The organism is Roseateles albus, assembly GCF_028595345.1.
Classification (GTDB): domain Bacteria; phylum Pseudomonadota; class Gammaproteobacteria; order Burkholderiales; family Burkholderiaceae_C; genus Paucibacter_A; species Paucibacter_A albus.
This window is the reverse complement of record NZ_JAQQXT010000002.1, coordinates 283994-295688: the sequence shown is the minus strand read 5'-3', so window position 1 is coordinate 295688 and position 11695 is coordinate 283994. Positions and strand designations below refer to the sequence as shown.

Sequence of the window (11695 nt, the reverse complement as noted above, 5' to 3'; positions counted from 1 at the left end):
ACAAGCTCCTGCTGCTCGGGGCCGATCAGTACTCGTCGCCGCTCACGCCGACGTAGCCAGGTGCTAGATTTTCAAACTTGGTATGCATGCGCTGGAAGAACAGCTTGACGGTACCGACCGGGCCGTTACGCTGCTTGGCGATGATGATCTCGGCAATGCCCGGCTCCTTGGACTCTTCCTTCATGTAGTAGTCGTCGCGGTAGATGAACATGATGATGTCCGCGTCCTGCTCGATCGCACCCGACTCCCGCAAGTCACTCATCATCGGGCGTTTGTCGGGGCGTTGTTCAACGCTTCGGTTGAGCTGCGAGAGCGCAATCACCGGGCACTGCAACTCCTTGGCCAGCGCCTTCAGGCCGCGCGAGATTTCACCGATCACGGTCGCGCGGTTTTCCTCATTGCCGCCGTTGCCACTCATCAGCTGCAAGTAGTCGACGATGATCAAGCCCAATTTTCCGCAAATACGCGCTTGCCGACGCGCACGCGCGCGCACTTCAGAGGGGCTCAGGCCTGGGCTTTCATCGATGAAAATGCTGGCCTTGCCGAGCTTGTCGACGGCCTCAGACAATCGGCCCCACTCGTCATCGGCCAGGCGACCGGTGCGCAAGTGACTCTGGTCAATGCGACCGATCGAACCAACCATACGCATGGCAAGTTGAGCGGCGCCCATTTCCATGGAGTAAATAACGACCGGCAAGCCTTCGTTGATGGCCACGTTCTCGCCGATATTGATCGCGAACGCGGTTTTTCCCATCGACGGGCGGGCAGCCAAAATGATCAGATCACCGGGCTGAAAGCCGGCCGTCATGCGATCCAAATCAAAGAAGCCGGTGCGCACACCGGTGACGTCCTCGGCGCCGTTTTCGGCCAACTCATTGACCCGGTCGATCAGCGCCACCACCAGGTTGTCCATACTCTGGAAGCCCTGCTGACTGCGCGAGCCCTCCTCGCCGATGCGGAAAATTTTGCCCTCGGCTTCGTCAAGAATTTGCGCCACCGCCCGGCCCTGCGGGCTCAGCGCAGCGGTGGCGATTTCGTCACTCGCGCTGACCAGCTTGCGCAAAATGCCGCGCTCGCGCACGATCTCCGCATAACGGCGAATATTGGCGGCGCTCGGCACGCTCTGCGCCAGAGCATTCAGATAAGCCAGACCGCCGCACTCTTCGGCCTTGCCGTGTGAGGTCAATTCCTCGAACACGGTCACGACGTCGGCAGGCTTGCCGCCGTTGATCAACTTGCCGATGGCAACAAAGATCTGTTTGTGCTCGAAGCGGTAGAAGTCGGACTCGGTCAACAAGTCGCCGGCCCGGTCCCAAGCCGAGTTGTCAATCAGCAAGCCACCCAGCACGCTTTGCTCCGCCTCGATCGAATGCGGCGGCGTGCGCAGACGCGCCACTTCGTCGTCACGGCGATCAGCACCGGCAGATGAACCCGGTGAACCCGGAGAGCCAGGTAATGGCGTTGAAGAGAAAGTCGCGCTCATGGTGGTCCTACTCGCTGCTGCTCGGTAATTGCTAAACAGCCCTGCCCTGTGGACAAGCCTGTGGAAATGCAGGGGATGACTCTGTATAAATCAGCAGCCAAAAACGCAAAAAGCCGACGGCTATGACAGCTGTCGGCTTTTTTCAGCTGACCGGTTAGGGCCAGTTGCTCAAGACCTTAGTCGGCCTGACGAACCACCTGGACGCTGACTTCCACAACCACATCGGTGTGCGGAGCAACGTTGACGGAGAACTCGCCGACAGCCTTCAGCGCGCCCAAAGGCATGCGAACTTGTGTCTTGGTGATGGTAGCAAAGCCCAACTTGACGAGAGCTTCAGCCACGTCAGCATTGGTGACCGAACCGAACAAACGGCCATCCACGCCAGCCTTTTGGCTGATGCAGACGGTCTTGCCGGTCAAGCTTTCGCCCAGAGCTTGAGCGGTTGCCAGCTTTTCAGCAGCAATCTTCTCGAGCTCAGCGCGCTTGACTTCGAATTCCTTGATCGCTGCCTCGGTAGCACGACGTGCCTGGCGAGTTGGGATCAGGAAGTTGCGGGCGTAACCGTTCTTGACCGTGACGACATCGCCCAGGTTGCCGAGGTTGGCTACTTTTTCAAGCAGAATAATTTGCATGTTGTCCTACTCCTCAGACCTTGTGCTGATCGCTGTACGGCAGCATGGCGAGGAAACGCGCACGCTTGATCGCAACAGTCAGCTGACGCTGGAAGAATGCGCGCGTGCCGGTCAGGCGAGCGGGCGTGATCTTGCCGTTTTCGCCGACGAAATCGCGCAGCGTGTCGATGTCCTTGTAGTCGATCTGCTCAACACCGGTGACGGTGAAGCGGCAGAAGCGCTTACGACGGAACAGCAAGGATTGGGTATTGCGCTTGGGCTTCTTGTCTTTCGAGAAGCGACCTTTACCGCGTGGAGGAGCCATTTGATGACCTCATTAATTTCTATCCGGATTCGAACAATTTGGCGTCGTGACGGTATCGAGTGCAGTGATATGAAAAATTGTTCCACGACCATTGCGCTGGGCACTCAGGAAACCCGTAAATCGGGCCGTATTTCCAAGTCCCAAACTCTGTAAGCGCTTGGCCAGATCACCAATCACCACGGCTTTAATTTCCAAAGAAATCTTGCGTGGCCTGCCGGCTTCTTGCACCTGGGACTCATGCTTCAAGCAACAGTCCAGGGCCATCAAACCGGCCGGTGTGTACCTGACCAAACCTAACTCCAGAACTTGCGCCAGCAAGATCAGCTGATTCAACGAGGAACCCACCGATCATTTTGCTGCGCGCTGGAGCCAAGCACGCTCACTACCGTTTCAAACACCAAGCTAAAGCCAATTCAAAGAATTAGGCAGACGCGACTTGAGGAGCCTTGCGGGCTTCTTCGCGGTCCACAGACTTCATCATGACTGAAGGTGTGGTTTCGGCCTTGGACTTCAGCACCGTCAGGTGGCGAAGCACGGCGTCATTGAAGCGGAAGCCGGTCTCGAGCTCAACCAAGGTTTCCTTGCTGCACTCGATGTTCACGCACAGATAGTGGGCCTTGGCCAACTTCTGGATCAGGTAAGCCATTTGACGGCGGCCCCAATCTTCAACACGGTGAACAACGCCGCCACCAGTGGTGATCAGGCCTTTGTAGCGCTCCAGCATGGCTGGGACTTGTTCGCTTTGATCCGGATGGATCAGCAGAACGATTTCATAGTGACGCATAAATACTCCTTGTGGATTCCAGGCAAGGGACTCGGTCGAACCTTTTCGGCCAAGCCTTGCCTGAGGAAGCCGAGCCACAGCGTCAGTCACGTGGTCACGGCAAGGTGGAACCCGCGAGTATAGCGTCTATTCTTGCCTTCGACAAGACTCAGGCCATGGACCAGATAAACGCGGAGGTGTTTATCGCCTCAGCTAACCGGAGGGCGCCCGCATCCGCTCAAGCAGACTCTGTTGCTCGGGGCCGGGCGCGGGCGTCAGGCAGCTGACCAACCACACAGCCACAAAACCCGCCGGTACGCCGAACAGGCCGGCCGAGATTGGCTGAATGCCCCACCACAGGGACGCGGACCCAGGCACGCCCAAGACGGCACGCAGAGCCGGAGTTGCATGAACCATGTAGTAAGTGGTCAGTCCCAAGCCCACCAACATGCCAGCCACTGCCCCCCAGCGATTGGCTCGCCGCCAAAAAATACCCAGCACCAAGGCCGGGAAGAAAGCCGCACCAGCCACCGAAAACGCGGCCGCGACCAGATATAAGATGTCGGCCGGTCTATGGGCCGCTATAGCCGCTGCCGCAAGCGCCGTGGCAAGCAGCAAGGCCTTGGACATCGTCACGCGGCGCGTCATGCTCGCCCCCGGATTGAGCACCCGGTAGTAAACATCGTGGGACAAGGCCGAGGAAATCGTCAGCAGCAGCCCGTCAGCGGTGGACAAGGCCGCGGCCAAGCCGCCCGCCGCCACCATGCCCGACACGACATAGGGCAAGCCCGCCAACTCAGGCGTCATCAGCATGATGATGTCGCTGCTGATGCGCAATTCTCCAAGCTGCAAGATCCCGTCGCCATTGACATCGCTGACCGCGAGCAGCCCCGCGTCAACCCGAGCCCATTGCCCGATCCAGGCCGGCAGGCTGGCAATCGGCGTGCCGATCAACTCGGTGAAAATCTCGTACTTGACCATCACCGCCAGCGCCGGCGCCGTGAGGTAGAGCAGGCTGATGAAGATCAAGGACCAGGCCACCGATTCACGCGCCTCCCGCACCGAAGGCGTGGTGTAGTAGCGGGTCAGAATATGCGGCAGACCGGCCGTCCCCACCATCAGGCAAAAAACCAGCGCCATAAAGTTGCGGCGCGATTCATCAAACTGTTGGCGTTCTTGCGGCGTGCCGTCCGGGTCCCCAACGAACTGCTGCGCATGGGGCGGCATGCCGACCAAGGGCTGCGCCCTCGCCTCATTGAGGGCCAAAGCTCGCTGCCATTGATCGCGTGCTTCTGCAGGGGTGCGCGGCAGGGCAGCCTGGCTTTTTTCGGCAGCCTGAACCAAGGCCAGGGGCGTATCTGACTGACGCTTGAGCTCCGCCACCCGATGCGCGGCCTGGGCGCGCTCCAAGGCCAGGGACTCAGGCACGTCTTGCAACTTGCGCCCGAAACCATCGGCGCGCTGCTGAAACACGGCGCGCACCTCAAGTTCGGCCGGATCCGTCAGCAACTGCTGCTCCCGCTGCGTGAGCTTGGCCAGTTGATAGCCGTAAACAACTTGCGGCAGCGGGATGCCTGTTTGCTTAGCACTCAGCCAGACCACGGGCACCAAATAGGCAATCACCAAAACGATGTACTGCGCCACTTGCGTCCAGGTAACTGCACGCATACCTCCCAAGAAAGAGCACACCAAGACACCGCCAAGCCCCACAAACACACCCACCTCAAAGGCCAAGCCGGTCAAGCGTGAGGTAATGAGGCCAACGCCGTAAATCTGCGCGACCAAATAGATGAAAGAGACCAGAACAGCCGCAGTAGCTCCGATCAGGCGCGGCGCGCTGCCGCCGTAGCGAGCCCCCAAAAAGTCGGGAATAGTGAACTGGCCAAAGCGGCGCAGATAGGGCGCGAGGCACAGCGCAACCAGTACAAAACCGCCCGTCCAACCCAAGACAAAAGCCAAGCCGCCATAGCCGGACAAATAGAGCGTGCCGGCCAAGCCGATGAAAGAGGCCGCACTCATCCAATCAGCGCCGGCCGCCATGCCGTTGAAGATCGCCGGTACGCGCCGGCCCGCGACGTAATACTCATCGGCGTCGGTCGTGCGACTCAACAAGCCAATACAGGCATAGACGCCAACGGTCGCGGCCATAAAGCTGAAACCTATCCAGCTCTTGGCCAAGCCCCCCCGCTCCAGAATCGCCAGCAAGAGCACAAACACGACAAAACCGAGCGTATACCAAGCGTAGATGCGCCTGAGCTTGGAACCCAAGCCGGCGCTCAAGCCAGAACTGGCCGAGTCTTGAGAGTGGTCTGCTGGGGGCGAATTCATTGTTCCTGCTGTGGCGTTGGCCCGGCATCATGCAGGCCGGCGGTGCCGCTGCCTATTGTCAAGAACCCGAGGTTCGCTCAAGTCAGGGGCAGACAGAGGGAGACAGAGCCCGTAAAAGGCACGTAGGAGCCAAAGAAAACGGCCCCGCAGGGCCGTCGATACGGTGCTTGTAGGCGCCCGCCCCACAGGGCAAACGCCGCAGAGTTTCAGCGTTTGGCCAGACGCTGCCAGGTTTCGATCACCGAGTCGGGATTGAGCGAAATCGACGTGATGCCCTCACCGGCCAGCCAATCGGCAAAGTCAGGATGGTCACTTGGGCCTTGGCCGCAGATGCCAATGTACTTGCCGGTTGCCCGGCAAGCTGCAATGGCGCGCGAGATCAAGGCCTTGACGGCCGGATCGCGTTCGTCAAAGTCGCCCGCCAACTGTTCCAGGCCTGAATCGCGGTCCAGCCCCAAGGTCAACTGGGTCAGGTCATTCGAGCCGATCGACATGCCGTCAAAATGCTCCAGGAACTGCTCGGCCAGGATCGCGTTGCTCGGCACCTCGCACATCATGATGACGCGCAGGCCGTCTTGGCCACCCGCCGCCGCGCGCTTTAGCCCGCGCTCCGCCAACATCGCTACCACCCGCTCGGCCTGACGCACGGTACGCACGAAAGGCACCATGATTTCGATATTCGTCAGCCCCATCTCGTTGCGAGCCCGCTTGAGCGCCTCGCACTCCATCGCGAAGGCATCCGAGAACTCGCCGCTGATGTAGCGCGAAGCGCCACGGAAACCCAGCATCGGATTCTCTTCATCGGGCTCGTAGCGCGAGCCACCGATCAGCTTGCGGTACTCATTGCTCTTGAAGTCCGACAAACGCACGATCACCGGGCGCGGGAAGAAGGCCGCAGCAATCGTCGCCACGCCTTCGACCAATTTATCGACATAGAAAGCGCGTGGCGAAGCGTGGCCACGGGCCACCGACTCGACCGCCTTTTTCAGATCGGCGTCGATGTTCGGGTAGTCAAGAATCGCCTTCGGATGCACGCCGATATTGTTGTTGATGATGAACTCCAAGCGCGCCAAGCCGACTCCTGCGCTAGGCATCTGCGCAAAGTTGAAGGCCAACTGTGGGTTACCCACATTCATCATCATCTTGATCGGGCAATAGGGCAGCTCGCCACGATGCACCTCGGTAACCTCGGTTTCCAGCAGGCCGTCATAGATGAAGCCGGTGTCGCCTTCGGAGCAAACCACGGTCACCAACTGACCTTCTTTCAACTTCTCGGTCGCGTCGCCACAGCCCACCACGGCCGGGATGCCGAGTTCGCGCGCGATGATGGCGGCGTGGCAAGTGCGGCCGCCCCGGTTCGTCACGATCGCCGAGGCCCGCTTCATCACCGGCTCCCAGTTCGGGTCGGTCATATCGGTCACCAGCACGTCGCCGGGCTGGACCCGGTCCATCTCGCTGATATGGGTGACCAGGCGAACCGGGCCGGTGCCGATCTTCTGGCCGATCGCGCGACCCTCGACCAGCACCGCACTGTGGCCCTTGAGCTTGTAGCTGTGCTCGACCTGCCCTTCGGCCTGGCTCTTCACCGTCTCGGGGCGGGCCTGCAGAATGTAGATCTGGCCATCAATGCCGTCGCGCCCCCATTCGATGTCCATCGCGCGGCCGTAATGCTTTTCGATGATCAAGGCATAACGGGCCAACTCAATGACTTCGGCATCGTTCAGCGAATAGCGATTGCGCGCCTCGGGCAGCGTGTCCACGGTCTTGACCAATTTGCCGGACGCAGCCTTCTCGGCAGGCGAGGTGAACTCCATCCGGATCAGCTTGGATCCCAGGTTACGGCGGATGATGGGCAGCTTGCCTTTTTGCAAGGCCGGCTTGTGCACATAAAACTCGTCCGGGTTGACGGCGCCCTGCACCACGGTCTCACCCAGGCCGTAGCTAGAGGTGATGAAAACGACATCCTTGAAGCCGGACTCGGTGTCGATGGTGAACACCACACCGGCCGAGCCCAGATCGGAGCGCACCATGCGCTGCACGCCGGCCGACAAGGCCACGTCGGCATGGGCAAAGCCCTTGTGCACACGGTAGCTGATGGCACGGTCGTTATACAAAGAGGCGAAAACCTCCTTCATCTTGTGCAGCACTTCTTCAATGCCGATCACATTCAGGAAGGTCTCTTGCTGACCGGCAAACGAAGCGTCAGGCAAATCCTCTGCAGTGGCAGAAGAACGCACCGCGAAAGACACATCGGGGTGGTCGGCGGTCAGTTGCGCAAAAGACGCGCGAATCTGCGCCTCCAAATCGGCCGGAAAGGGCTGCGCCTCCAACCAGCCGCGAATCTCGGCGCCGGCCTCGGCCAATGCACGCACATCATCGGTGTTGAGCGTGGCCAGGCGCGCTTCAATACGCTTGTCCAAGCCTTGATGCTTGAGAAACTCGCGAAAGGCATGCGCGGTCGTGGCAAAGCCGCCAGGGACGCGAACGCCCGAGGAGGACAGCTCCGAGATCATCTCGCCGAGGCTGGCGTTCTTACCGCCAACGACCTCGACGTCGCTCATTCTCAGATTCTCAAATGGAACGACCAGGGCGGTCGGCTCATAGCGTGTGGACATGGGAAAACTCCGTAAGGTTGAAAATTCGGGGTTCCCGCCGAGGCGCCATGGGTGGCTCCTCCCATCACATCGACGCAGTGACTCAGCCCAAGAATTCTGGATTCTTGCTCTACCTCGGGCTTGAGTCTAGGAAAACTGCACATCGCTGTTGGCTGCTGGCGGCTAATTGCAGGGGATTCTACGGGTTACATGCTCGTATGATTCACAAACACTCTAGAGCTACACCACCATGCCCCATCGCACCGTGTATTTTGTCTCGGACGGCACCGGGATCACCGCTGAAACCTTCGGTAACTCGATCCTGGCCCAGTTTCCGAACAAGCCCCGCCATGTTCGCCGCCCCTTTGTGGATACTGCCGAGAAGGCCTATGCCGTCGTGCGCGAGATCAATGAGACCGGCGAGCGCGAAGGAAAACGCGCGATCGTGTTCGCTACCTTGGTCGACCGGGATGTGCTGAAGATCGTCCGTGACCATTGTCTGGGCCGGGTGCTCGACATGTTCGGCACCTTTATCGAGCCGCTCGAAGAAGAATTCGAGGTCAAGTCCAACCACCGCGTTGGCCGCTTCTCCGATGTGGCGCGCAGCCAGGAATATCACGATCGCATCGAAGCCATCAACTACTCGCTCGCCCATGATGACGGGCAGTCCTCGAAGAATCTGGACATTGCCGACGTCATCCTGGTCGGGGTATCGCGCAGCGGCAAGACCCCCACCTCGCTCTACCTCGCCCTGCAGCATGGCATCAAGGCGGCCAACTATCCATTGATCCCGGAGGACTTTGAGCGCGGCAAATTGCCGGCCTCCTTGGCGCCCTACAAACGCAAGTGCTTTGGCTTGACGATAGACCCGGAGCGCCTGTGTCAGATTCGCAATGAACGCCGGCCGGGCTCCAAGTACGCGGACTTGATGAACTGCCGCTACGAGGTCAACGAGGCCGAAACAATGATGAAGCGAGATGGGATTGCCTGGCTATCGTCCACCCACAAATCGATCGAAGAAATCGCCACGACGATTTTGCGAGACTTGCGACCGGATCGCCTGATTTATTGACTCACAAGACGCTGGCGGGCCGATTCGTACAAACAAATCGCCGCCGCGCTGCCCACATTGAGCGACTCCTCACCGCCGGGCTGAGGAATCCCCACGGTCAATGCACAGCGCTGCATCAAGTCGGGCTGCACGCCTTGGCCCTCATGGCCCATCACCCACGCACAAGGGCGAGGCAGCACGAGCTGATGGAGTTGCTGCTCCGCGTATGAACTGGTGGCCACCAGGTTGACTTGCAGGGCGTCAAGATCCGCCGGCGCCAGCCCTTCAATCAAACGCAGGCCGAAATGCGCGCCCATGCCGGCGCGCAAAACCTTGGGCGACCACAGCGCTGCAGTACCCTTGATCGCCAGTACCTGATGAAAGCCCATCGCAGCCGCATTGCGCAAAATCGTGCCGACATTGCCGGCGTCTTGCAGACGATCGAGCACCACCGTGTCCACACCGGGGGTCAAGACTTGCTCAGGGTCATAGGGGACTTCAAAACCGATCTGTGCTGGCGACTCCAATCCGCTGATCGACTTGAACAAGTCGGTCGGCACAATCAACTGCCGTGGCGCCGCATCCCCCAAGAGGCGCAGGACCGGATCGGCCGCAGCGGCCTCGGTCAGCACCGCCAGGCCAACCGGGTACTTGCGCTGCAGGCAGGCGCGCACCAAGTGATCGCCCTCCAACCAGATGGACCCGAGCTTGCGATAAGCGCCGCCGTCTTGGCTGAGCTTGCGCAGTCGCTGCAAAACGGGGTTATCTCGTGAGGTGATGTGTAGTACTTGACTCATTTGGACTCCAACACCGAGCGAACCGGGCCAAAGCTGCGCCGATGCCAAGGCGTCACGCCGTGCGCTTGCAGAGCCGCCAGATGTTCGGCGGTCGGATAGCCCTTGTGCTTGGCAAAGCCATAGTCGGGGTAAGCCTCGGCCATCTGCAGGCATTGGCGGTCGCGAGTCACTTTGGCCAAAATAGAGGCCGCCGAAATCGCCGGTACTTTGGCATCGCCCTTGACAATGGCCTCGGCCGCGATCTTCAGGATAGGCAGACGGTTGCCGTCAACCAGAACCATGGACGGCTTCAGCCGCAGGCCTTCAACGGCGCGGCGCATCGCCAGCATCGTGGCCTGCAAAATATTCAAGCGGTCGATCTCTTCAACGCTGGCCTCGGCGATGCAAAAGCACAGCGCCTTGGCGCGAATCTCGTCGAACAAGCGCTCACGCCGCTTCTCGGTCAGGACCTTGGAGTCGGCCAGGCCCAGCACCGGCTCGGCATCATTGAGCATCACGGCGGCAGCCACCACCGGCCCGGCCAGCGGGCCGCGCCCGGCCTCATCAACGCCGGCCATCAAGCCCTGACCATTCCAGTCCAAGCCCAACTGTTCAAAGGCCATCGATGACTTGTGCGATCGCATCGCTGGCCTTTAGCGCCGTATTGCAGCGCAGCGTTCTATGTTGTTCTTCAAAGCAGGCTTGCACCCGCGCATAGCGCGCAGGGTCATCCAGCCAAGCCAAACCTTCGCGGGCCAGGGCCTGCGGCGTGCAAGCATCCTGAATCAATTCCGGCACCAAGAATTCGCGTGCCAGCACATTCGGCAGGCCAATCCAGGGCTGGTAATTGCGACCTTTCATGCGCCACCAGTTGAGTGCGTGCATGCGGTAGGCAATCACCATGGGCCGCTTGAACAAGGCCGCCTCAAGTGTGGCCGTGCCGCTGGCGACCAGGCAGACATCGCAGGCGGCCAAGGCCTCATGCGAGCGCCCGTCCAGCAGCGCCAAGTCAAGCGCCGGTGCGTGCGTGGCCACCAGCGGCGCGATCAGCTCTCGCAGGCCCGGGGCCACCGGCATCACAAAGCGCAATTCAGGCCGGGCCTGCTGCATCAAGACGGCCGCCTTCAGCAGCGGCTCGGCGATATAGGCGATCTCGCTGCGCCGACTCCCCGGCAACAAGGCCACCACCAACGCCTGCTCGCCGAACGCCAACGCCGCCCTCGCCTCAGCCTTGGGCGGCGTCAGCGGAATGGCGTCGGCCAACGGATGGCCAACATAGCTCGCGGCAATGCCATGCCGATTCAGCAACTCGGGCTCGAAGGGGAACAAGCACAACACATGATCGGCCGAACGCTTGATCTTCTCGACCCGCTCGGCCCGCCAGGCCCAGATCGACGGGCAGACAAAGTGGACCGTCTTGGTGCCGCCTTCGCGCAGGCGCTGCTCCAGGCCAAAGTTGAAGTCCGGCGCGTCTATACCGATGAACACATCAGGCTTGGCTCTCAGCAAGCGGTCGCCCAGTTGCTTGCGTATGCTCAACAATTCCCGCAGATTCCAGAGCGCGTCCACATAGCCAAACACCGACAACTTGTCGAGCGGCCACCAGGGCTCGAAGCCCTGCGCCGCCATACGTGGCCCGCCTATGCCTTGTGCGGTCAACTCGGGCCAACGCGCGCGCAGACCCGCCAGCAGCAAACCGGCCAGCAAATCACCGGAAGCCTCGCCGGCCACCATGCCGAAACGAGGCGCGTTGTCCTTCATGTG

The 11695-nt window shown here is 60.5% G+C and carries 11 protein-coding genes; 1 reads left to right on the top strand and 10 read right to left on the bottom strand.

Going from position 1 to position 11695, the window contains the following annotated elements:
- Nucleotides 1–25: 25 nt before the first annotated feature.
- From dnaB to ppsA, 7 genes are all read right to left on the bottom strand, one after another.
- Nucleotides 26–1483 carry a replicative DNA helicase gene (gene dnaB, locus PRZ03_RS04240; RefSeq protein ID WP_273599165.1) on the bottom strand — a complete coding sequence of 486 codons (1458 nt, stop codon included), beginning with the start codon at nt 1481–1483 and terminating at the stop codon, nt 26–28.
- 176 nt (nt 1484–1659) lie between these two features.
- The gene (gene rplI / locus PRZ03_RS04235) at nt 1660–2115 is read right to left on the bottom strand and encodes a 50S ribosomal protein L9 (protein ID WP_263531960.1); all 456 of its coding nucleotides are present in this window, start codon (nt 2113–2115) and stop codon (nt 1660–1662) included.
- A 13-nt stretch (nt 2116–2128) separates the two neighbouring features.
- Nucleotides 2129–2419 carry a 30S ribosomal protein S18 gene (gene rpsR / locus PRZ03_RS04230; RefSeq protein WP_263531959.1) on the bottom strand — a complete coding sequence of 97 codons (291 nt, stop codon included), beginning with the start codon at nt 2417–2419 and terminating at the stop codon, nt 2129–2131.
- Nucleotides 2420–2431: 12 nt separating this feature from the next.
- Entirely contained in the window at nt 2432–2752 is a 321-nt protein-coding gene (gene priB, locus PRZ03_RS04225; protein ID WP_263531958.1) for a primosomal replication protein N, read from the bottom strand.
- 88 nt (nt 2753–2840) lie between these two features.
- Nucleotides 2841–3203 (bottom strand): 30S ribosomal protein S6, encoded by a 363-nt coding sequence (rpsF, locus tag PRZ03_RS04220; protein ID WP_263531957.1) that lies wholly within the window; start codon nt 3201–3203, stop codon nt 2841–2843.
- Between the two features lie 192 nt (nt 3204–3395).
- On the bottom strand, nt 3396–5510 hold the full coding sequence (locus tag PRZ03_RS04215; protein WP_273599164.1) for a sodium:solute symporter family protein: 2115 nt from the start codon (nt 5508–5510) through the stop codon (nt 3396–3398).
- 206 nt (nt 5511–5716) lie between these two features.
- Nucleotides 5717–8125 (bottom strand): phosphoenolpyruvate synthase, encoded by a 2409-nt coding sequence (ppsA, locus tag PRZ03_RS04210; protein WP_273599163.1) that lies wholly within the window; start codon nt 8123–8125, stop codon nt 5717–5719.
- Nucleotides 8126–8354: 229 nt separating this feature from the next.
- Between ppsA and ppsR the strand changes: the two genes are divergently transcribed.
- Nucleotides 8355–9176, top strand: a complete 822-nt coding sequence (gene ppsR, locus PRZ03_RS04205; RefSeq protein ID WP_273599162.1) for a posphoenolpyruvate synthetase regulatory kinase/phosphorylase PpsR — start codon at nt 8355–8357, stop codon at nt 9174–9176.
- Here ppsR and PRZ03_RS04200 read toward each other — a convergent pair.
- The 3 genes from PRZ03_RS04200 to lpxB are packed head-to-tail and all read right to left on the bottom strand — an operon-like array spanning nt 9170 to nt 11692.
- Nucleotides 9170–9952: a TrmH family RNA methyltransferase gene (locus tag PRZ03_RS04200; protein WP_273599161.1), complete on the bottom strand. Its 783-nt coding sequence runs from the start codon at nt 9950–9952 to the stop codon at nt 9170–9172. The genes ppsR and PRZ03_RS04200 overlap by 7 nt on opposite strands.
- On the bottom strand, nt 9949–10575 hold the full coding sequence (gene rnhB / locus PRZ03_RS04195; protein WP_273599160.1) for a ribonuclease HII: 627 nt from the start codon (nt 10573–10575) through the stop codon (nt 9949–9951). Before rnhB ends, PRZ03_RS04200 begins: the two co-directional genes overlap by 4 nt.
- Nucleotides 10544–11692, bottom strand: a complete 1149-nt coding sequence (gene lpxB, locus PRZ03_RS04190; RefSeq protein ID WP_273599159.1) for a lipid-A-disaccharide synthase — start codon at nt 11690–11692, stop codon at nt 10544–10546. Before lpxB ends, rnhB begins: the two co-directional genes overlap by 32 nt.
- Nucleotides 11693–11695: the final 3 nt, after the last annotated feature.

Coding starts and splice junctions, on each gene's coding strand:
- rplI (WP_263531960.1), bottom strand. CDS start 2,115: ATGCAAATTATTCTGCTTGAAAAAGTAGCCAACCTCGGCAACCTGGGC.
- PRZ03_RS04215 (WP_273599164.1), bottom strand. CDS start 5,510: ATGAATTCGCCCCCAGCAGACCACTCTCAAGACTCGGCCAGTTCTGGC.
- PRZ03_RS04200 (WP_273599161.1), bottom strand. CDS start 9,952: ATGAGTCAAGTACTACACATCACCTCACGAGATAACCCCGTTTTGCAG.
- rnhB (WP_273599160.1), bottom strand. CDS start 10,575: ATGCGATCGCACAAGTCATCGATGGCCTTTGAACAGTTGGGCTTGGAC.
- ppsA (WP_273599163.1), bottom strand. CDS start 8,125: ATGTCCACACGCTATGAGCCGACCGCCCTGGTCGTTCCATTTGAGAAT.
- lpxB (WP_273599159.1), bottom strand. CDS start 11,692: ATGAAGGACAACGCGCCTCGTTTCGGCATGGTGGCCGGCGAGGCTTCC.
- dnaB (WP_273599165.1), bottom strand. CDS start 1,483: ATGAGCGCGACTTTCTCTTCAACGCCATTACCTGGCTCTCCGGGTTCA.
- rpsF (WP_263531957.1), bottom strand. CDS start 3,203: ATGCGTCACTATGAAATCGTTCTGCTGATCCATCCGGATCAAAGCGAA.
- ppsR (WP_273599162.1), top strand. CDS start 8,355: ATGCCCCATCGCACCGTGTATTTTGTCTCGGACGGCACCGGGATCACC.
- rpsR (WP_263531959.1), bottom strand. CDS start 2,419: ATGGCTCCTCCACGCGGTAAAGGTCGCTTCTCGAAAGACAAGAAGCCC.